Source organism: Verrucomicrobium sp. GAS474, from assembly GCF_900105685.1.
Lineage (GTDB): Bacteria > Verrucomicrobiota > Verrucomicrobiia > Methylacidiphilales > GAS474 > GAS474.
The window spans coordinates 2,941,004-2,960,184 of the sequence record NZ_LT629781.1; the positions used below are offsets into that span (position 1 = coordinate 2,941,004).

The 19,181-nt window shown below is 65.0% G+C and carries 20 protein-coding genes; 12 read left to right on the top strand and 8 right to left on the bottom strand.

Annotated elements, in window-relative coordinates; genetic code table 11:
* Window positions 1-3 precede the first annotated feature (3 nt).
* On the bottom strand, window positions 4-273 hold the full coding sequence (locus BLU04_RS16605; protein WP_157895332.1) for a hypothetical protein: 270 nt from the start codon (window positions 271-273) through the stop codon (window positions 4-6).
* A 111-nt stretch (window positions 274-384) separates the two neighbouring features.
* Between BLU04_RS16605 and BLU04_RS12370 the strand changes: the two genes are divergently transcribed.
* Window positions 385-702, top strand: coding sequence for a hypothetical protein (locus BLU04_RS12370; protein WP_157895333.1), 318 nt, complete (start codon window positions 385-387; stop codon window positions 700-702).
* A 586-nt stretch (window positions 703-1,288) separates the two neighbouring features.
* Here the strand turns inward: BLU04_RS12370 and BLU04_RS12375 are convergent.
* Window positions 1,289-3,766 (bottom strand): glycosyl hydrolase, encoded by a 2,478-nt coding sequence (locus BLU04_RS12375; protein WP_093286547.1) that lies wholly within the window; start codon window positions 3,764-3,766, stop codon window positions 1,289-1,291.
* A 291-nt stretch (window positions 3,767-4,057) separates the two neighbouring features.
* Here BLU04_RS12375 and BLU04_RS12380 point away from each other — a divergent pair, with 291 nt between their 5' ends.
* The 11 genes from BLU04_RS12380 (at window position 4,058) to BLU04_RS12430 (ending at window position 14,549) form a co-directional block, all read left to right on the top strand.
* Window positions 4,058-5,746, top strand: a complete 1,689-nt coding sequence (locus BLU04_RS12380; protein WP_093286550.1) for an FAD-dependent monooxygenase — start codon at window positions 4,058-4,060, stop codon at window positions 5,744-5,746.
* Window positions 5,747-5,801: 55 nt separating this feature from the next.
* Entirely contained in the window at window positions 5,802-6,731 is a 930-nt protein-coding gene (fabD, locus tag BLU04_RS12385; RefSeq protein WP_093286553.1) for an ACP S-malonyltransferase, read from the top strand.
* Window positions 6,715-7,455 carry a 3-oxoacyl-[acyl-carrier-protein] reductase gene (fabG, locus tag BLU04_RS12390; RefSeq protein WP_093286556.1) on the top strand — a complete coding sequence of 247 codons (741 nt, stop codon included), beginning with the start codon at window positions 6,715-6,717 and terminating at the stop codon, window positions 7,453-7,455. The genes fabD and fabG overlap by 17 nt, the downstream gene beginning before the upstream one ends.
* A 75-nt stretch (window positions 7,456-7,530) precedes the next feature.
* Window positions 7,531-7,776: an acyl carrier protein gene (locus BLU04_RS12395; protein WP_093286559.1), complete on the top strand. Its 246-nt coding sequence runs from the start codon at window positions 7,531-7,533 to the stop codon at window positions 7,774-7,776.
* Window positions 7,777-7,920: 144 nt separating this feature from the next.
* The gene (fabF, locus tag BLU04_RS12400; protein ID WP_093286562.1) at window positions 7,921-9,168 is read left to right on the top strand and encodes a beta-ketoacyl-ACP synthase II; all 1,248 of its coding nucleotides are present in this window, start codon (window positions 7,921-7,923) and stop codon (window positions 9,166-9,168) included.
* 51 nt (window positions 9,169-9,219) lie between these two features.
* Window positions 9,220-9,432 carry a 50S ribosomal protein L31 gene (rpmE, locus tag BLU04_RS12405; RefSeq protein ID WP_093286565.1) on the top strand — a complete coding sequence of 71 codons (213 nt, stop codon included), beginning with the start codon at window positions 9,220-9,222 and terminating at the stop codon, window positions 9,430-9,432.
* 121 nt (window positions 9,433-9,553) lie between these two features.
* Entirely contained in the window at window positions 9,554-10,660 is a 1,107-nt protein-coding gene (prfA, locus tag BLU04_RS12410; protein ID WP_093286568.1) for a peptide chain release factor 1, read from the top strand.
* Between the two features lie 25 nt (window positions 10,661-10,685).
* The gene (prmC, locus tag BLU04_RS12415; protein WP_093286571.1) at window positions 10,686-11,537 is read left to right on the top strand and encodes a peptide chain release factor N(5)-glutamine methyltransferase; all 852 of its coding nucleotides are present in this window, start codon (window positions 10,686-10,688) and stop codon (window positions 11,535-11,537) included.
* A 280-nt stretch (window positions 11,538-11,817) separates the two neighbouring features.
* Window positions 11,818-13,080 (top strand): UDP-N-acetylglucosamine 1-carboxyvinyltransferase, encoded by a 1,263-nt coding sequence (murA, locus tag BLU04_RS12420; protein WP_093286574.1) that lies wholly within the window; start codon window positions 11,818-11,820, stop codon window positions 13,078-13,080.
* Between the two features lie 15 nt (window positions 13,081-13,095).
* Window positions 13,096-13,614, top strand: a complete 519-nt coding sequence (gene coaD, locus BLU04_RS12425; protein ID WP_093286576.1) for a pantetheine-phosphate adenylyltransferase — start codon at window positions 13,096-13,098, stop codon at window positions 13,612-13,614.
* 26 nt (window positions 13,615-13,640) lie between these two features.
* On the top strand, window positions 13,641-14,549 hold the full coding sequence (locus BLU04_RS12430; protein WP_093286579.1) for a 5'-methylthioadenosine/S-adenosylhomocysteine nucleosidase: 909 nt from the start codon (window positions 13,641-13,643) through the stop codon (window positions 14,547-14,549).
* Here BLU04_RS12430 and BLU04_RS12435 read toward each other — a convergent pair.
* The 6 genes from BLU04_RS12435 to BLU04_RS12460 form a co-directional block, all read right to left on the bottom strand.
* Complete coding sequence (locus BLU04_RS12435; protein WP_157895334.1) at window positions 14,546-15,229, bottom strand: YkgJ family cysteine cluster protein; 684 nt, start codon at window positions 15,227-15,229, stop codon at window positions 14,546-14,548. The two genes, BLU04_RS12430 and BLU04_RS12435, sit on opposite strands and share 4 nt — an antisense overlap.
* On the bottom strand, window positions 15,230-16,552 hold the full coding sequence (locus BLU04_RS12440; RefSeq protein ID WP_093286582.1) for an MFS transporter: 1,323 nt from the start codon (window positions 16,550-16,552) through the stop codon (window positions 15,230-15,232).
* A 1-nt stretch (window position 16,553) separates the two neighbouring features.
* Entirely contained in the window at window positions 16,554-17,162 is a 609-nt protein-coding gene (locus BLU04_RS12445; RefSeq protein WP_093286585.1) for a hypothetical protein, read from the bottom strand.
* A gap of 30 nt (window positions 17,163-17,192) precedes the next feature.
* Window positions 17,193-17,813, bottom strand: coding sequence for a hypothetical protein (locus tag BLU04_RS12450; RefSeq protein WP_093286588.1), 621 nt, complete (start codon window positions 17,811-17,813; stop codon window positions 17,193-17,195).
* A complete protein-coding gene (locus BLU04_RS12455; RefSeq protein ID WP_093286591.1) occupies window positions 17,810-18,649 on the bottom strand; it encodes a hypothetical protein in 840 nt (279 codons plus the stop codon). Before BLU04_RS12455 ends, BLU04_RS12450 begins: the two co-directional genes overlap by 4 nt.
* Window positions 18,650-18,711: 62 nt before the next feature.
* Window positions 18,712-19,176 carry a septum formation initiator family protein gene (locus BLU04_RS12460; RefSeq protein WP_093286594.1) on the bottom strand — a complete coding sequence of 155 codons (465 nt, stop codon included), beginning with the start codon at window positions 19,174-19,176 and terminating at the stop codon, window positions 18,712-18,714.
* Between the last annotated feature and the right edge of the window lie 5 nt (window positions 19,177-19,181).

The following is a 19,181-nucleotide window of genomic DNA, read 5'->3' on the forward strand; positions in this document are numbered from 1 at the left end:
TGACTAGCGCGGAGGCGATGCGGGTTTCACCCCCCTTGCGCTTTGCGTGATGTGGACGAGGCTACAGCCATGAAACGACTGACTTTGGTCGGCGGAGCGGCACTCCTCCTCTCCCTGTTTTCCGGTTGCGCAGGAACCTATGTGGGCGTTGGCGACTACGGATATTATGACGAGCCCGCTTATTATCCCTACTATGGGACCTTTTACTTCGACGGTGGGCATTATCACGGCCATGGCCATGGAGGCGGGCACCGAGGCGGTCATGTAGGACATGGCAGTGGAGGCCACGGGCACCATTGAACGTGAGCCCCGGTTGCTCAATCGCCTGCCACCATTAAGTTTAAGTCAACGAATCTAAACCTCATCCATTCCAAATCATCCTTTATGAAAAATCTCCCCATCCTTGCATTGGTCGCCCTCTTTTCCGCCCTAGCCGTCGGAAGCGGTCTAGCTGACTCCCCCGCCGCCACGCCGGAAGAAGCAACCTGGCAGCAAAAAGCCCTCGATTACCGCCTGACCTACCTCACCGACAAGCTCTCCCTGACCACCGACCAGCAGGCCAAGATCAAGGTGATCATCCAGAAGGAGATCGACCGCGAGATCGTCCTCCATCACAAGACCAGGGAACAGCTCGCCAGAGTGCTGACGCCCGCGCAGCAGGCCACCTTGGAGAACCTCCATCACAGGAAGCTGAATCCCTGATACTGGCCTTTCTCCCGCACCTTCTCTGAAGCGTCTGGCACTGCGGATATCAGAGCTTCAGCATAGATTTACCTCTAGAATGAGCCTCCTACGTTACCATACTCGACCCCATTCATCTTCATCACGCAGCCCTTGAAGCGAGAGGACCTTTCTAAGGATTGGATCGCTGATGCAATCCGGCAAATGCGGCCTGAGAGGCAAACAATGGCTTAAAACGACCGATTCCTATCTTATGCGTAGGAAAGGAATGAATTTCACCCGTACTTGCTCGGGATGGAAGCATTTTCACCCACAGCCCGATTGCGAGTGAAAATGCTTCCTTTTGAAGAATTTTCTTCCGCTCGAAATGCAGAATTAGTTTATGATAAGATGTTTATCAAGATCCGATGAAATTATGAAAGGGTACTAAACTTCGCTCCGCGGACAGTAACCGACCAACGACTTTTTCTAAACCGAGCAACTTCGTTTTTCCTCTGCGCTTCTCGATTCGTTTTCGGACTCGAAAAGGAGGTAGTCGTCCCCTCCCCTCGACGATCATTTCGCGTCTGTCATGCGCCCACGGGTGTCTTCCGGCGATTTGCCATGCTCATGGCGCTTCCGAGACCGCTTCCCAGCGAAATCCGTCGATCACGACGTAGCCATTCGTCCCGGCGTTGTCGACTTCGACCGATCCGCCGGTTCCGGCGTCGAAGGCCCATGTGCCTAAGAGGGCCCATTTTCCGGAGGACTGCTCGTTGACGATTACCGTCTGGACGCCGCCCGCGTAGGTCACCTTCACGGGGACGTTGGTGGCGCGGTTCGCGTTCGCGGTCCAATTCATGTAGAGCCGGTAGCGGCCCGATGCGGGGATCGGCGGCGTAAAGACGGCCGACATCGCCCCCTTGTTCGCGTTGTTGTCGGTGAGGTACCCGGAATCGACGTAGCCGGAGATCGTGGAGCTGGGGAGCCAAAGGCCGGTCAGGGAGACCTGTGTCGCATTGGAGTCGTCGACCACGATCTGGGCCGGATCGAGGGCGATGAATTGAACCGCGTCGACGATGACGTAGCCGTTCGTCCCGGTGGTGCCGATGGTGACTGAGCCGGTCGTACCCGCGCTGAAGGTGTAGGTCCCCAGGGAAGTCCAGTCGCCCGGTTGCTGTTGGTTGAGGGTGAGCGTCACCGGACCGCTCGCGGTCGTGATGGTCACGGGGACGTTGGTGGCGCGGTTCGTGTCGGGGGGCCAGTTGAGGAGGACCTGGTAAGTTCCGGCGGTGGGCAAGGTCGGAGCGAAGGTGACGCTCTTCGTTCCCTTCCCCGTGTTTCCGTCGGAGAGATACCCGGTGCCGTAGTAACCGAAGGAGGTGCTGCTGGAAGTCCAGGTTCCGGTCTTCGTCACCCCGGAGGACGCCGCGTCGTCGAGGGTGACCGAAGCGGGGACGTCGAGGTTGTCGAAGGAGGCCGCGTTCACCGTTCCGGATGTGCCGCTGCCCACCGCGAGGCCGAGAAACCCGTCCGCATCGAATGCAAGGTCGTAGGAGCCGGCGAAGGTCCACGAGGTTCCGTCCGACGAGTAGGCCGCGGTGACGAGGGCTCCCGTTCGCCGCAGCATCAGCCAGCGCGGTGCCGAAACCAAGGCGACGACGTTCACCGGTACCGCCTGGTCGCCGGTCTCGGGACGCACCTGGAACGTCAGGCCGCCGTTGGAGAGATAGATCGCCGCGTAGCGGGCGTTCGCCGCCGCGCTCTCCCGGAGCATCACGCCCGCCTGGGCGGCACCGCCGGCGGTCATCGACGCCAGGCGAACCTGGAGCACCCCGTCGCCGGAAAGCGGATGGGAATCGTAGTTGAAGTTGTCCGAGGTCCCCCATGCGGCGTAGCCGGTACCCGAGCCGGAAACGATCACCTGGTTCGGCGACGTCGCCGCGACGCCTCCGGCCGCGCCGGTGGTGCCGATGTTGACATCAGTGTATCCGGGGGAGCTAAAGAGGTTTCGCAGGAGCGCGGCTGCGATCGGGAACTCGGTCGTGAAGCCGGGCTGCGGGCTGACCTGATGGTGGCCGTCGCCCGCCTGAACGTCGAAGTAGCAGTGGAAGTAGACATTATTCGCGGGGTCCTGGATCAGGTTATACATCTGCTGGATGAAGAAGGGATTATCGAGACCGCCGTGGGTGTCGGTCCGGACGCAGAGCCCCCATTCCGGAATGACGAACGGCTTGCCGTGGGCCACGGCAACGTTCTTCCACCAGGCAATGCCGTTGTTGGTCGTGCCGGAGAGATCGTTCCAGGCGTTTTGCCGACAGACCTGGATCTGGGCCGCGGTCGCCCCCGAAGGATAGGGGTAGGAGTTCGCCACCCACGACTGGTCGTAGGCGTCGACGCCGACGAAGTCGACGTAGGCATCGCCGGGATAGGCGGCGGTCAGCGCGTAGGAACTCCAACCGGTAGCGCCGTTCCAGGCGAACTTGAGGTTTGCAGCACCGGGCACCGCCTTCATCGTCGTCACGATTTGCTGCCAATACGCGGCGTAGGAGGTGGCGAGGACCGCGGTGTCGGCGTGCCAGGCGTACCAGCCGCCGTTGAATTCCCAGCCAAGGCGGATGATCGTGTTGTTCGCCAGGCCGTTGCGGACGAGGTTTTGCGCGAGGGCCTGGAAGTAGGCGTTGTAGGCTCCCGTCGCGCCTTGGGCCAGGGAGACCGGGCTCCCGGCGCCGGGGCCGGTCGTCGGCCCGCTGCCGCTCACAGGGCCGGGCAGCATGCCGACGGAGAGGATGTAATGACGGTCGGCGTTCTGCGCCACCCACTTTCCGGCGGGCTGAAGCATCCAGTCTGGCCCTTCGATATCGATCCAATTGTCGGTTGTCGTGAACTCTTCTCCCCATAGCTCGGAGCGGCCCAGCCAAGTCGAGGCGACATCGATTCGTTGGACGTTCGCCATCGAAGCGAAGCCCCACTCGTAGACACCCATAAACGGGGCGGCCTCGTTGTCGGAGGGCGGGACTGGCGTGGCGCGGACATCGGACGCCAGGGCGGCGCAGGCGAGGACGAAGGCCGAGACGGAGAGTCGGGCTTGGACGGAATAGTTCATGGGTCGATTTTTTGGGGGTTCGAGGCGAAGGCAGGGCCTCCTGAAGATCGAGGAGACGGCGGAGCGGCATCCCGGCAGGGCGTCGCAGGGGGCTGGAGTCACCCGGGATAGATGAAGGAGGTTTCCATTGCGTTAATTTACTCATTAAGCAAATCCACGCCATTCCGTACGCTTTCTGATTTCAGGCAAATGATGCCGAATTTCGGTCATGCCTCCGGTCCCCAGCAATGCCGGAGGCGAGCCCGGTCCAGGTTAATTTTGAAGGGTCGGGAGGATGACGTATTTTAGGGTATGTCCCCTTCCTCCCCTGCCCTGACAGAGCCGACTGACGTGGTGATCGTCGGGGCGGGGCCGACGGGGTTGATGGCGGCGGGGTTGCTTTTGCGGTGCGGGGTTCGGGTGCGGATTTTGGAGAAGAATGACGGGGCGGCCAGGGAGTCGAGGGCGTTTGCGATTCAGGCGCGCTCGATGGAGCTGTTTCTGAAGATGGGGCTGGCGGAACGGTTTCTCGATCGGGGGCTGATTGCGACGGGAGCCCAGATTTTCGTCGATGGGGAGGAAGCGGCGGAGCTCAATTTTGACGATATCGGGCGGGCCGATACCCCTTTTTCTTTTGTGTTGATAGTTCCGCAGTGGGAGATCGAGGAAATTCTGGGAGAGGATCTCCGCGCCCGGTGGGTGGAGGTCGAGTTTGGCCGGGAGGTGATCGGTTTCGAGGAGGCGGAGGGCCGGGTGACGACGCGGGTGAGGCAGCCGTCGGGGGAGGTGACGACGATCGAAAGCGCCTATCTGATCGGTGCCGACGGCGCGCATAGCCTGGTGAGGAAGCAACTGGGCCTGACGTTCGAGGGAGCCCCCTACCCTCAGGGCTTTTTCCTGGCCGATTGCAAGGTCGACTGGCCGCTCGATTACGACCATTTCAAGCTCTTCCTCCACGAACGGGAGTTCGCGGTCTATCTGCCGCTGAAGGGGCGGGATCGGTGCCGGATCATTTGCGTCCGTCCGCTTGCCGATCCGGGGACGGAGGCCTCGGCGGAGGGGAATACCTCGGAACCGCTGACGTTGGCCGAGGTGGAGGCGGCTTTTCGGAAGGCGACCGGCCTCGATGAGCGTCTCCGGTTGAGCGATCCGGGGTGGCTTTCCCGCTATCGCATCCATCATCGGGGGGTCGACCGGTACCGGAAGGGGCGGGCCTTCGTGGCGGGCGATGCGGCCCATATCCACAGCCCGGCGGGGGGCCAGGGAATGAATACGGGGCTGCAGGACGCGGCGAATCTGGCGTGGAAGATCGCCTTGGCGTTGAAGGGGCGCGGAGGCGCGGCGCTGCTCGATTCCTACCATGAGGAGCGGTGGCCGGTGGGGCAGCGGGTGCTGGAGCATACGGACCGGCTGTTCTCGACGATGACGACGCAGAGCGGCTGGAAGGCGACGCTCCGCAATCACCTGGTGCCGCTCCTGGCGGGGACGCTCTCGAAGAGCGGGACGATGCGGGGCAAGGCGTTCCACTTCCTCTCCCAGCTGGGGATCCGCTACGAGGGAGGTCCCCTCCTCCGCGACGCGGCCTCCCCGGCGGCCTCGAAGGCGTGGCGCAAGGGGCTGACGCCGGGCCATCGGGCCCCGAATGCCCTGGTGACGCGGGACAAGGATATCTTCGGCCTCACGCAGGGGTATGCCTTCGATCTGCTGGTGTTGTCGGAAAAATCGCTCGACCGGGTCGAGATCGAGTCGGTCGCCCGGGAGCTGGCCGCCCTCCCCCTGGAGATCGGCCTGCCGCTGCGGACCCATCTGATCGCCCACTCCCTGCTGGGCCGCGATCCCCGTCTGATCCGGGTGGAATCGAGCCAGGTCTTCCAGGCCTACGGGATCACCCCGGACCAGCCCCACGCGCTCTACCTGATCCGGCCCGACGGCCACATCGCCTTTCGGGCCGATCACTTCGATTTTGCCTCGCTCCGGTCATACCTCAAAGGGACCCTCTAAAATCGGGGCTTGCCTTTTGGACGGTTGGCGACGATGAACGGGGGCTACTTTTCAAATGAAACGAGCCCTCCTTTTCAGTGGTCAGGGCGCCCAGCACGTCGGCATGGGGCGCGATTTGACCGAAGTCCCCGAGATTGCCGAACTCTACAAGAAAGCCGACGCGATCCTCGGCTTTCCCTTTTCGCAGATCTCCTTCGAGGGGCCCGAAACGCGGCTGACCGATACCGACGTCTGCCAGCCCGCGCTCTACGTCCACGGCTATGCCCTCCTCACCCTCGCCCTCAAGGAGATCCCCGGCTTCCGCTTCGACGCGGCGGCGGGCCTCTCCCTCGGTGAATACACCGCCCACGCGGCGGCGGGGACGTTCGACTTCGAGACCGGCCTCCGCCTCGTCCACCGGCGCGGCGCGCTGATGCAGGAGGCCTGCAAGGCGACCGAGGGCGGCATGCTGGCCCTCCTCGGCGCCGACGCCCCCACGGCCCAGGCGATCGCGGCCGAATCGGGGATCGACGTCGCGAATTACAACTGCCCCGGCCAGATCGTCCTTTCGGGCGCGAAGTCCCAGATCCCGCAGGCGCAGGAGGTGGCGAAGGCCAAGGGCGTCCGCCGCGCCCTCCCGCTGAACGTGGCGGGGGCCTACCACTCCCGCCTCATGGCCTCGGCCGAGGCGGCGCTGGTCCCCGACCTGGAGAAGGCCGCGATCTCGATGCCCCGGGTCCCCGTCCCCGCGAACTTCAGCGGCACTCCGGCCTCCGACGTCGCCGAGATCCGCACCCTGCTGGCGAAGCAGGTGACGGGGAGCGTCCGCTGGGAGGAGAGCATCCGCCATCTCCTCGCCTCGGGCATCACCCAGTTCGTCGAGTTCGGCCCCGGCGGCGTCCTCGCCGGGTTCCTCAAGCGGATCGACCCCGAAGCCGCGAACCATTGCATCTCGATTTCCAACCTGAACGACTTCAAGACCCACTCCCATGCCCTTAACCAATAAGAACGCCATCGTCACCGGGGCCAGCCGAGGGATCGGCAAGGCCATTGCGCTGAAACTCGCCGAGCAGGGCGCGAACGTCGCCTGTGTCGCCCGTTCCCTCGAATCGGTCCAGGAGACCGTCGCCGCCGTCGAGGCGCTGGGCCGGAAGGCGAAGGGCTTCGCCGTCGACGTCGCCGACTACAAGTCGGTCGAGGCCGCGGGCAAGGAGATCGAGGACTTCTTCGACACCTTCGACATCCTCGTGAACAACGCCGGGCTGACGCGGGACACCCTCCTCATGCGGATGTCGCCCGACGACTGGGACATCGTCCTCCAGACGAACCTCAAGGGGGCCTTCAACTGGACCAAGGCCGTGACCCGGCAGATGCTCCGCCAGCGTTCCGGCCGGATCATCAACATCTCCTCCGTCATCGGCCTCGTCGGCAACGCGGGGCAGGCGAACTACGCCGCCTCGAAAGCCGGCCTCATCGGCTTCACGAAGTCGATCGCCCGGGAGTTCGCCTCCCGCGGCGTCACGGCGAACGCCGTCTGCCCCGGATTCATCGAGACCGACATGACCCAGGGCCTCCCGCAGGAGATCAAGGAGAAGGCCCTCCAGCAGGTCCCGCTGGGCCGCATGGGGCGCCCGGAAGAGATCGCGGCGGCCGTCGCCTTCCTCGCCGGTCCCCAGGCCGATTACATTACGGGACAGGCGCTTGTGGTCGATGGCGGCATGGTGATGTAAAAAAACCGAAAAATAAGAGTTGCCAACCCCCCCACAGCTTTCTAACTACCCATTCAACCTTTTAAGGAGTACTTTATGGCAGAAAAATCGATCGAAGAGCGCGTTAAAGAAATCATCGTCGAGCAGCTCGGCGTTAACCCTGAACAGGTCACCCCGGCGGCCAAGTTCATTGAAGACCTCGGCGCCGACTCCCTCGACACGGTCGAGCTCGTCATGGCGTTCGAAGAAGAGTTCAACGTCGAAGTCCCCGACGAGGAGGCCGAGAAGCTCCAGACCGTCGGCGACGTCATCCGTTACATCGAGGACAAGGGCGACGAATAAGCGCCGTTTTCCCCGAAACGGAAGGAAGCCACTTTCCATACCGTTTTAATCAAAAGGGCACCCTTGACGGGTGCCCTTTTTGTTCTTTAGTTTGAATCCTCCCTATTTCACTTAACCGAGTCATTTCCCCCCCTCCCCCCTGCCATGAACCCGAATCGCCGCGTCGTCATCACCGGAATGGGCGCCCTCACCCCCAACGGAAGCTCCGTCGCCTCCTTCTGGGAGAGCATCTCCAAGGGTCAGAGCGGCATCGGGACCGTCACGGCGTTCGACGCCTCGGCCTATGACTGCCGCATCGCGGGCGAGGTGAAGAACTTCGAGCCCGCCTCCCATTTCAAGAACCCGAAGGACGCCCGCCGGGCCGACCGCTACGCCCAGCTCGCCATGGCGGCGGCGAAGGAGGCGATCGCCCACTCCGGCCTCAACAACGAGGGCCTCCCCCTCGACCGCGAGCGGATCGGCGTCATCGTCGGCTCCGGCATCGGCGGCCTGAAGAGCATCGAGGACCAGCACTCGAACCTCATCGCCAAGGGCCCGGGCCGCATCTCCCCCTTCATGATCCCGATGATGATCAGCAATATGGCCTCCGGCCTCATTGCGATCGAATTCGGCTACCAGGGGCCGAATTTCGCCGTCGTCACCGCCTGCGCCACCTCGGCCCAGTCGGTCGGCGAGGGCTGGCGGCTGATCAAGGACGATGACGCCGACGTCATCATCGCCGGCGGCAGCGAGGCGGCGGTCCTCCCCCTCGGCCTCGGCGGCTTCGCCTCGATGAAGGCGATGAGCACCCGCAACGACGACCCCACCCGCGCCTCCCGTCCCTGGGACAAGGACCGGGACGGCTTCGTCCTCGGCGAGGGCGCGGGCATCGTCGTCCTCGAGGAACTCGAGCACGCGAAGAAGCGCGGCGCGGTGATCTACGGCGAGGTGACCGGCTACGGCACCACCTGCGACGCCTACCACATGACCTCCCCCGACTCGGCCGGGGCCGCCCGGGCGATGAAGCTGGCGCTGAAGAAGGCCGGCCTCAATCTCGACCAGATCGACTACATCAACGCCCACGGCACCTCGACCGGCCTCGGCGATGTCTCCGAGACCAAGGCCGTGAAGGCCGTCTTCGGCGACCAGGCGAAGAACGTCCCCGTCAGCTCGACGAAGTCGATGACGGGCCACCTCCTCGGCGCGGCCGGGGCCGTCGAGCTCATCGCCTGCGTGAAGGCGATCGAGCACGGCCTCATTCCCCCGACGATCAACCTCGACAACCCCGGCGAGGAATGCGACCTCGACTACGTCCCCCACACGGCCCGCGAGGCGAAGCTGACCCGGGCGATGAGCAACTCCTTCGGCTTCGGCGGCCACAACGCCACTCTGATCGTCGAAAAATTCGTCTAAAAATCACTTGCGTCCCTCCCCCAAAGCCCTTAACTTCAACCCCCTTTCACTATGAAAACTGCCATCCATCCCGAATACACGGCCACGACCATCGTCTGCGCCTGCGGGACCGTCTACAACACCCGTTCCACCGGCGACAACCTTCGTATCGGCATCTGCGCCGCCTGCCACCCGTTCTACACGGGCCAGCAGAAGTTCGTCGACACCGCGGGCCGCATCGAGAAGTTCGCGCGCCGCTACGGCAAGACGAAGGCCGGCAAGTAGTCCGGTTCTCTCCGTTTTTGGAATGGGCGAGGAAGTGTTTCCTCGCCCATTTTCTTTTTGTCGATAGGCTCTCTGGAGCCTCGCCTTCCTGCCGCCAGTTCGCCCGCCTCTCCCCTTCCTCATGGACTTCCGCCCCCACATCGCCTCGATCCGGACCCGTTACGCGACGCTGGAGAACGACCTCTCCAGCCCCGATCTCTATTCCGATCCCGCCAAGGCCAAGGGCATCACCCGCGAGCACTCCCGCCTGAAGAACGTCCTCGCCATCTGCGAGGGCTGGGAGCGGACCGTGAAGGAACTGGCCGAGGCCGAGGAGCTCCTCGCCGAAAGCTCCAAGGGGGCCAATCCCGACGCCGACATGATCGCCATGGCGACCGAGGAGGTGAACCGCCTCCGCGCCGAGCTCCCGGGCCAGGAAGAGGCCGTCCGCGTCGCCCTCCTCCCGCCGGACGACAACGACGACCGCAACACCATCGTCGAAATCCGCGCCGGCACCGGCGGGGACGAGGCGGCCCTCTTCGCCGCCGACCTCTACCGGATGTACACCCGCTACGCCGAGAAAAAGGGGTGGAAGCAGGAAGTCCACGAAATCAGCCCCGGCGAAATGGGCGGGGTCAAGGAAGTCATCTTCCTCCTCACCGGCGAGGGGGCCTACCGTGAGATGCGCTTCGAGAGCGGCGTCCATCGCGTCCAGCGCGTCCCCGCTACCGAGACCCAGGGCCGCATCCACACCTCGGCGGCGACCGTCGCCGTCCTCCCCGAGGCCGAGGAAGTCGACATCCAGATCAAGGCCGACGACCTCCGCATCGAGGTCTGCCGCTCCGGCGGCCCCGGCGGCCAGGGCGTCAACACGACCGATTCCGCCGTCCAAATCCTCCACATCCCCACCGGGCTCATCGTCCGCTGCCAGGACGGGCGCTCCCAGATCAAGAACCGGGAGAAGGCCCTCTCCGTCCTCCGTTCCCGCCTCCTCAAGAAGAAGCAGGACGAGGAAGCCGAGAAATACGCCGAGAACCGCCGCAGCCAGATCGGCGGGGGCGAGCGGAGCGACAAGATCCGCACCTACAACTTCCCCCAGAACCGGATCACCGACCACCGGATCAACGAGAGCATGTTCGACATTCCCGGCTTCCTCGAGGGCGGCCTCGAGCCGTTCATCAAGGAACTGATCCGCGTCGACATCCAGGAACGCCTCCAGGCCCTGAACGACAACGTCGCCAAGGCTTGAGCCCCCGCTCCGGCCCCCGGCTTTCATGACGACCCTCGAGTTCATCGACGCCACGACGGGGTACTTCGCCAAGAACGGCGTCGAGTCCCCCCGCCTGACCGCCGAGCTGATGCTCGCCGAGGTGTTGAAGAAAAAGCGGCTCCAGCTCTACATGGAGTTCGAGAAGGTCGTCCCCGAGGAGGCCCTCGCCACCCTCCGCCCCCTCGCCCGCCGCCGCGCCCAGGGGGAACCGCTCCAATACGTCCAGGGCTTCGCCGAGTTCGCCGGAGCCCGCTTCGCCGTCACCCCCGACGTCCTCATCCCCCGGCCCGAGACCGAGATCCTCCTGGAGGCCGTCACGAAGGCCCTGCAGGCCGACGCCGAATCCGACGCAGCCGCCCCCCTCGCCGATATCGGCACCGGCAGCGGCATCCTCTCGGTCTCCCTCGCCCGCCGCTTCCCCGCCCGTCCCGTCCACGCCGTCGACATCAGTCCGGCCGCCCTCGCCGTCGCACGGAAGAACGGCGAAGGCCTCCCGAACCTCGCCTTCCACGAGGGAAGCCTCCTCGCCCCCCTCCCTTCCCTTCCCTACCGCGCCCTCGTCGCGAATCTCCCCTACATCCCCAGCGCCGTCATCCCGACGCTGACCCGGGAAGTGCGCCAGGAGCCTCACCTCGCCCTCGACGGGGGTGCCGACGGCCTCGACCTCGTCCGGGCCCTCCTCGCCGCCGTGAAGGAGCGGAACGCCGCCCCCGAGACCCGGATCGCGATGGTCGGCCTCGAAATCTGCGAGGGCCAAGCCGAGGAAACCGCCCGTCTCCTCGGCGAGGCCGGTTATCCCGGGGTCGAACAGATAAAAGACTTGCGCGGGGTCCCTCGCATCCTCATAGGTAAATAGCTTAGAGACTGTGAAACAAATAGGAGCGGGCCGCGCCGCGAGGGATTGGGTTCTCCGCCTAGGCGCGAGCGGCGCCGTGTGTGCTGACACATCAGTCCGCGAGCAACAACGGGGGAGAACCCAATCCCTCCGGCCCTCCGGGTTAAGCCGATTTTGGCCGATTAGCTTTGTTGACGATCCTCGGCAGACCATTAAGGTATTGCCTCCGGATCGTCGTCGCGCTACTCAGCCAAAATCGACTTAACGCGGCCCACTCCTATTTATTTCACAGTCTCTTTATATGGATAAGTTCATCGTCAAGGGCGGCACGCCCCTTCAGGGAAAGATTCAGATCAGCGGCTCGAAGAACTCGGCCCTCCCCATCCTCGCAGCCACCCTCCTCACCCCCGAGACCTGCATCATCCACCGCGTCCCCGACCTGAGCGACATCCGCTACATGCTGGAGATCCTCAAGCATCTCGGCGCCGAGGTTGAATTCAAGAACGGGACCGTCACGGTCCGCGCCGAGAAGATCCACGCCCAGACCCCCTACGATCTCGTCCGGAAGATGCGCGCCTCCATCTGCGTCCTCGGCCCCCTCGTCGCCCGCTTCGGCCAGGCGAAGATCTCCCTCCCCGGCGGCTGCGTCATCGGGGACCGCCCCATCGACATTCACCTCCGCGGCATCGAGGCCCTCGGCGGCCACGTCGAGACCGAGGAAGGGAACGTCATCGTCACGTCGAAGAAGCTCGTCGGCACCGAGATCCCCCTGGGCGGCAAGTTCGGCTCCACCGTCCTCGGCACCGACAACGTCATGATGGCCGCCACGGCCGCCGAAGGGACCACCGTCATCGAGAGCGCCGCCTGCGAGCCCGAGGTCACCGACCTGGCCGAGTTCCTCATCTCCATGGGCGCGAAGATCAGCGGCGTCGGCTCCACCCGGATCGAGATCACCGGCGGCACCCCCCTCCACGGCACCGAATACACCGTCATCCCCGACCGCATCGAGGCGGGCACCTTCGCCATCGCCGGCCTCATCACCGGCGGCGACGTCACCCTCGAAGGGACCAACAACACCCACCTCGCCAACGTCCTCTTCCACCTGAAGCACGCCGGGGCCGTCCTCGACAAGGGGGAGAACTCCCTCCGCGTCCGGACCAACGGCCCTCTCCGGCCGCTCGACCTCGTCACCGAGGTCTATCCCGGCTTCCCCACCGACATGCAGGCCCAGTTCTGCGCCCTTCTCAGCGTTGTCCCCGGGAACAGCGTCATCACCGAGAAGATCTTCCCCAACCGCTACATGCACCTTCCCGAGTTGAAGCGGATGGGCGCGAACATCGACCTCGAGGGAAGCACCGCCATCCTGCGCGGCGTCTCCCACCTCAGCGCCGCCCCCGTCATGGCCTCCGACCTCCGCGCCTCCGCCGCCCTCGTCATCGCCGGCCTCGCCGCGAAGGGGAGCACCGAGGTCAACCGCGTCTACCACATCGACCGCGGCTACGAGAAGATCGACGAGAAACTCCGCGCCGTCGGTGCCGACATCCAGCGCCGCCCCGGCTCGTAATCTCCCCTTCCCTTTATGAGCGACGGCCACCCCCGCCGGGCGATCTATCCGGGCAGCTTCGATCCCATCACCCATGGGCATATCGACGTCATCCGGCGGGCCCAGGGCCTCTTCGACGAATTGATCGTCGCCGTCGCCGCCAATCCGTCGAAGAACGCCCTCTTCTCCATCGAGGAGCGGTGCCAGCAGATCCGCGACGTCGCCGCCACGCTGGAGAAGCCGATCCGCGTCGTCACCTTCACCGGGCTCCTCGTCGAGTTCGCGAAGCAGGAAGGCGCCTGCGCCCTCATCCGGGGCCTCCGCGCCATCTCCGACTTCGAGTACGAATTCCAGCTCGCCCTCATGAACCGGAGCCTCGCCCCCGAGATCGAGACCCTCTTCCTCATGCCGAAGGAAACCTACTCCTACCTCAGTTCCTCCCTCGTCCGCGAAGTCTGCTCCCTCGGCGGCCCCGTCAGCGCCTACGTCCCCCCCGGCGTCGAGAAGGCGCTGCGGGAGAAGTTCCAGGACCGCGACCGGTCTGCCCGGAAATAGGCGGTCCCCACGCGCCGGGCCTTCCCATGCGTCATCTTTCCTTCCTTTCCCTCCTCCTCAGCCTGGCTCTGACCCTCCCCCTGGAAGCGGCCGAATCGGCCTCCCTCAAGCGGATCGCCGTCATCGGCGCGTTCCAGGAAGAGATCGACGCCATCAAGAAAGAGCTTCTCCCCGCCGGAACGCCCCTCGTCACCACCTCGATCAACGGCACCCGCTTCGACGAGGCCGACCTCGGCGGGAAACACTACGTCTTCCTCCTTTCCGGCGTCAGCATGGTCAACGCGGCGATGAACACCCAGCTCGTCCTCGACCGCTTCCACGTCGACGCCGTCTTCTTCACAGGCATTGCCGGGGGCGTCAACCCCGACCTCCTCCCCGGCGACGTGATCATCCCCGCCGAATGGCTCCACCAGACCGAATCGATCTGGCTCAACCCCGATCCCCAGCGTCCCGGAAAATATGTTTCCGAGGAGACGCGCGGCACCGTCGCGGGCCATTGGGAGATGATCTTCTTCCGCGACGTGAAAGTCGTCCGCGAAGGGGAGAGCCAGCCGGCCCCCATGCACGCCTTCCCCGCCGACCCCGCCCTCCTGAAGATCGCCGCCGGGACGATCCAGGGCCTCCCCCTCGCGGGCGGCAAGCCGCAGCGCCTCGGGAAAATCGTCCTCGGGGACCGGGCGATGAGCGGCCCCGTCTTTCTCGACAACGCCCGGTTCCGCGCCTTCGCCTACGAGAAATGGAAAGTCGACGCCCACGACATGGAATCGACCGCCGTCGCCCAAGTCTGCTGGGTCAACAAGACCCCCGTCCTCATCGTCCGGGGCCTCAGCGACCTCGCCGGAGGCCAGGCCGGCCCGAACGAGATCAAGACCTACGTCACCCTCGCCGCCAAGAACGCCGCCATCGTCACGGCCCGCATCCTCAAGGCCTTCTAGCGGTCTTCGACTTTTCCCTCATCGTCCCGCATCGCCGCCTGCACCATCTTCGGCAGCGAGGCGCAGCCGGTGCCTTCGATGTTCAGGGCGGCGGTCATGAGGATTTCGGCCGAGAGCAACGGGACCGGGATGACCGATTCGCCGACGAGGGTGCAGAGGGCGGCGGGACTGGTGACGAGATGCTTGCGGCAACTCGCGGGACGGTTTTCGTAGATGCCGCAGGCCCGGTCCTCGCCGAGGAAGACGCACCGGTTTTCGGAGATCGCCAGCTTCAGCCATTCGGGGTCTCTCCGTTCCCGGGCGGCCAATCGGGCCAGCCGCTCCCTGTCGATTGGATATCCCCTCTGGACGATCTCTCCCAGCAACGCGCCCTCATCGCTGGTGACTTCGACCTCGTAATGGCAGCACCCCGCGCATCCCTTGCGACAGCTGACAGGCACATGGGCGGCTTCGGCGACTTCCTGGTCCATCAGCCGGTGCAGGAGGCGGCCCCTCGGGGCTCCCGGGGCGACGCTCTGCAGCAGATCGAGATATTGCCGGTATAAGCGGGCCGCCTCCCCGATCAATTCGTCGAATGCGGCGGGAGACATGCTCGCCCGGAGGCGGCCGACCGCCGCCACCAACAGGGGGGTCGGAGCCGGGATGAAATCGAGCGCCGGATCGCTGGCAGAAGAACTCACCTAGGCCTTCTTCTCCCGATCCCAGCGGTGGAAGGCGTCCTTCCGGTTCCAGAAGGCGAGCGGGAGCACGGTCGCGATCATGAAGCCTCCCATGAGCTTGATCAGGAGAATCGGACCGAGGTTCTTCAGGAGTCCCCCGCTCAGGTGGCAGCCGAGGGCGACGAGGAAGGCCACCGTCGTCCCGAAGTTCCGCAGGGCGAAGACACGGCCCCGAAGGGAATCGGCGACCTCGGTCTGGAGGCGGGCCTCGATCGGGATGGTGAAGAGGGCGCTGCTGATGCCGAGGGCGAAGCAGAATCCGAGGGCGATTTCATACCGATGCACCTCGGAGAAGAGGGCGATGAGGAGGCCGGTGAGGAAGAAGGCGGCGTAGGGGACGATCCCGTGACGGGTCCAGCGCCGGGATTTACCGCTGATGAGGACGCCCAGGCCCATCCCGACCCCGAGGGAGCCGAGGAGGAGGCCGATGGCGACGAGGCTGATCTGGAAGACGGGAGGCTTCGGGGCGAAGTGGGCGAGCAAGGCGCTGACCGAGGCGAGCCAGCCCTGAAGGATGCCGAGGGAGAGGTTGTCCAGCGTGAACTCGAGGACCGAGATCATGAAGAAGCCGCTGATGAAGGCAAAGAGGATGGTGAGGATCACGATCCGGGCGATCGCCGGGGCTTCCCGGATCGCGCGCCATCCGGCGGAGACTTCCTTCCACTTCGATTCGTGGACCTCCCCGGGGGCGGGGCGGAGGCAGACGCCGATGCGGGAGATGAAGAGGGCGGAGACGGTGAAGCCCGCCGCCGTGATCCAGAAGCTGAAGCGGGCCCCGAAGATCGAGGCGACCAACCCAGCGCAGAGGGTGCCGATGAGGCTGGCGATGACGCCGACGAGGGCGATCAGGGCATTGGCCGTGATGAGGTCGTTCCGGCTCACCAACTGGGGAAGGGCCGCCTGGCGCGCGGGAATGAAGAGGGAGTTCATTCCCCCCATGAGGAAGACGACGGCGTAGACGAGGGCGAGGTTCCCCAGGACGAACCAGAGATAGAGGAGGGAGAGGACGAGGAGGACGCGGGCCAGGTCGGCGGCGATGAGGATCTTCCGCCGGTCAAAGCGGTCGACGGCGAGGCCGATCCACGGGGCGAAGAGGAGGCCGGGCAACATCCCGATGAAGATGACCCGGGCCCCTTCCTTGCCGATCTGGGTTCCCTGGTTGAGGCCGAGGACGAGGCTCAGGAGGGCGAACTGATAGAACCGGTCCCCGATGGAACTGATGATCTGGCCGATCCAGAGCCGGAAGAAATCGGGCTGCCGGAGGACATGGCGGAGGCCGGCCACGTTACTTCTTCCCCGTGGCTAAGGATGAGAGGAGGACGATCGCCGCCGAAAGGAAGAGCGCCCACAAGGCGATCCAGAGGCCGATCCCGGTGGCGACCCCCGAGGTGGCGCGGTCGAGGAAGGTCTCGTTCACCCGGAGCCGGATGAGGACGTAGGCTCCGCCGGAGAGAAGGCCGAGGAGCAGGAGCGGAATCCGGCCGAGGCCGAAGGAGAGGAGGACGATACCGAGGATCGCCGCCGCGGGGATCGCGTAGACGATGAGCCCGGCGACCCGGGGATCGGGGAGGGAGAAGATCTTGGAGAGAGCCGCCGTCCGGTGGCGATCGGCGGGGGCGGCGCTCTGCGCCTCCTTCGCGATGACGAAGGCGCTCTCCCCTTCCAGGGGGCGGGCGAGGGCGGCATGGAACTCCTGGGGCTCGGGCAGGAGGAAGGCCTGGTACCAGGGCCGGTCGGCCTCGGCGGCGAGTTCCGAGCTGAGGGCGAGGGTCGAGCCGGGGTGATGGCGGTCGAGGCCGAGCGGATGGCGGAAGACGACCCAGGGAAGGAAGAAGGAGAAAAGGGCCAGAAGGGCCACGAGCCAGCCGAAACGAAGGAGTGCGGTGCGAATCATGGGTTCCCCTCTTTGCCGATCTGGGACGCTTTAGAATTCCCGGCTGCGGAAGGAACTGCGGACGGAATGGGGCTTCCGTTCGTCGGGACCGGGGGTCCGGTCGAGCGGCTTCGCGGGGGAAGCCCCCTCGATGGGCGTGACCGAATCGATGATGAGGACCTCGAGCATCTCGTCCGTATGGGGATCATAGACCCGGTAGGGGGCGAAGTAGCCGTGGAGGCGATACTCGTAATCCTGGTCGCTATCGCGCTTGCCGCCGGTCCGCCACGGGGCGACGGCAATGCCGGGGGTCTCCCGGAGGGTGACCCAATGGGCCTTCTTCCACGATTCCTCGGGGAGCTTCACCCAGCCCCAGCCGCCGGTGTCCTCGGGCTCGTTATAACGGTGGCCGATGAAATCCTGCTCGACCACCGACGCGGGCTTGGCCGGAAGGCCGAACTTCGGCAACGGCGGGGCCGGAGGCGGGACGGGCACGGCGGCGGGGGCCGGATCGCCGGGAACCTGCGGCACGGAGGAATCGGTGACAGGGGTCGGGCCCGGGGCGGACGCGGAGTCGGCCGGAGTCTGCGCGAGGGCGGAAGCCGAAAAGGCCAGGACAAGGGCAAAGGCGGCGAGCGAAGGCGGAGGGAGCAACAGGCGGGGCGACTTCATTCGGACCACTTTCCATCCGCGTTCGAGAGGACGGGAATCTTCCCGTTGGAGTAATCGGTCTTGCCGATCGCCCCGATCATGGCGAAGCCGAGCTTCTTCTTCCATTCGTCGCTGAATTCCTCTCCCGTATGGCAGCCCCAGCTCTTCGCCGTGGCCTTCGGGGAGAAGACGGTGGGATCGATCTGGGAGAGCATCCGCTCGTGGAGGAAGGAGCGGGACATGGCGTCGTATTCGTTGCTGTAGTCGAACATGAAGCAGGCCCGGTTCGAGTGGCCGAAGTACTCGAAGTCGCCGACGGGGACGGTCTTCCGGTCGCGCCCCTTGTTGACGTAGTTGATCAGCTCACCCGGATCGCTGAACCAGTAAAGGGAGGCCCCGACCGAGTCGGCCTTCTTCTGGACGGCGGCGACGAAGTCCTGCCCCGATTCCATGCCGCGCCGCTCGTAGGTGGGCCGGTAGACGAGCCAGGAGACGAGGTCGTTGGCGCCGCGCTCCTGCTGGATCTCGAGGATGCGGAGGCTCGCGCTGACGATGAAATTGCCCCAGAACTTGTCATGGGAGCCCTCCTTCCCCTTCTCGAAGAAACGGAGGGCCGGGCCGCCGCTGACAATGATGTATTCCTTGGGCGGCGTATTGGGCCGGGGCGGAGCTGGGACAGGGGGAACCTCGGCGACCGGGGCCGCGGCGGGAGCGGGAGTCGCGGGAACGTCGGCAGGCGCGGCGGCGGGAGGCGTCATCTCCTGGGCGGCGACGCTCCCCTGCCCTACGGCGAGGAGGAGCAGGGCGACGGATAAAACCGCAAAAAACGGGCGTGGGAGGAGGTGCGGCACGTTCACGGGGAGAGAGGAAAGAAAGCGGGTATCGGGAGGGGTGGCAAGCTGTAAAAATCGGTGATCCATTAGCGACCGGAAGAGGCCGACGCCGAGGAGGCCGGAGGGGCGGTTTTGCCCGGGGCGACGTTCGGGGCCGCCGGGGTTCCATTAGCGCCGGCGCCATTGGTCCCGTTGGCCGCGTTGGGGTCCGCATAGGGATCGAAGCGGAAGATCATCTCGCCCGGCTTGCCGACGTTGAGTCGGTCCCGGGAGACCCGTTCGACATATTCGGGGTTCGACTTCAGGAGCTCGAATTCGCGGCTCATCTGCCGGTTGGTCGCCTGCTCCGCGGCGATGGCGGCGTTGTTGGCGTTCTTCTTTTCCTTCAGGCGCTGGACCTGCCGGATGATCGGGAGGAAACAGGCGAAGATCCCGCCGAGGACGGCGGCGATCAGGAGGATCTGGGTGATCTGGATGAGCTTCGCCCAGATGTTGCCGCCCGCCTTGCGCTTCAGCGGAACACTGTCGAGATCGAGGAGTCGGGAACCCATGCGTA

Bases quoted from the DNA above. Each gene is read 5' to 3' on its own strand.
- fabF (WP_093286562.1), top strand. From the start codon at position 7,921: ATGAACCCGAATCGCCGCGTCGTCATCACCGGAATGGGCGCCCTCACC.
- BLU04_RS16605 (WP_157895332.1), bottom strand. From the start codon at position 273: ATGTCCTACATGACCGCCTCGGTGCCCGCCTCCATGGCCATGGCCGTG.
- BLU04_RS12450 (WP_093286588.1), bottom strand. From the start codon at position 17,813: ATGAAGTCGCCCCGCCTGTTGCTCCCTCCGCCTTCGCTCGCCGCCTTT.
- coaD (WP_093286576.1), top strand. From the start codon at position 13,096: ATGAGCGACGGCCACCCCCGCCGGGCGATCTATCCGGGCAGCTTCGAT.
- BLU04_RS12375 (WP_093286547.1), bottom strand. From the start codon at position 3,766: ATGAACTATTCCGTCCAAGCCCGACTCTCCGTCTCGGCCTTCGTCCTC.
- fabD (WP_093286553.1), top strand. From the start codon at position 5,802: ATGAAACGAGCCCTCCTTTTCAGTGGTCAGGGCGCCCAGCACGTCGGC.
- prfA (WP_093286568.1), top strand. From the start codon at position 9,554: ATGGACTTCCGCCCCCACATCGCCTCGATCCGGACCCGTTACGCGACG.
- prmC (WP_093286571.1), top strand. From the start codon at position 10,686: ATGACGACCCTCGAGTTCATCGACGCCACGACGGGGTACTTCGCCAAG.
- BLU04_RS12430 (WP_093286579.1), top strand. From the start codon at position 13,641: ATGCGTCATCTTTCCTTCCTTTCCCTCCTCCTCAGCCTGGCTCTGACC.
- BLU04_RS12460 (WP_093286594.1), bottom strand. From the start codon at position 19,176: ATGGGTTCCCGACTCCTCGATCTCGACAGTGTTCCGCTGAAGCGCAAG.
- murA (WP_093286574.1), top strand. From the start codon at position 11,818: ATGGATAAGTTCATCGTCAAGGGCGGCACGCCCCTTCAGGGAAAGATT.
- BLU04_RS12445 (WP_093286585.1), bottom strand. From the start codon at position 17,162: ATGATTCGCACCGCACTCCTTCGTTTCGGCTGGCTCGTGGCCCTTCTG.
- rpmE (WP_093286565.1), top strand. From the start codon at position 9,220: ATGAAAACTGCCATCCATCCCGAATACACGGCCACGACCATCGTCTGC.
- BLU04_RS12370 (WP_157895333.1), top strand. From the start codon at position 385: ATGAAAAATCTCCCCATCCTTGCATTGGTCGCCCTCTTTTCCGCCCTA.
- BLU04_RS12395 (WP_093286559.1), top strand. From the start codon at position 7,531: ATGGCAGAAAAATCGATCGAAGAGCGCGTTAAAGAAATCATCGTCGAG.
- BLU04_RS12380 (WP_093286550.1), top strand. From the start codon at position 4,058: ATGTCCCCTTCCTCCCCTGCCCTGACAGAGCCGACTGACGTGGTGATC.
- fabG (WP_093286556.1), top strand. From the start codon at position 6,715: ATGCCCTTAACCAATAAGAACGCCATCGTCACCGGGGCCAGCCGAGGG.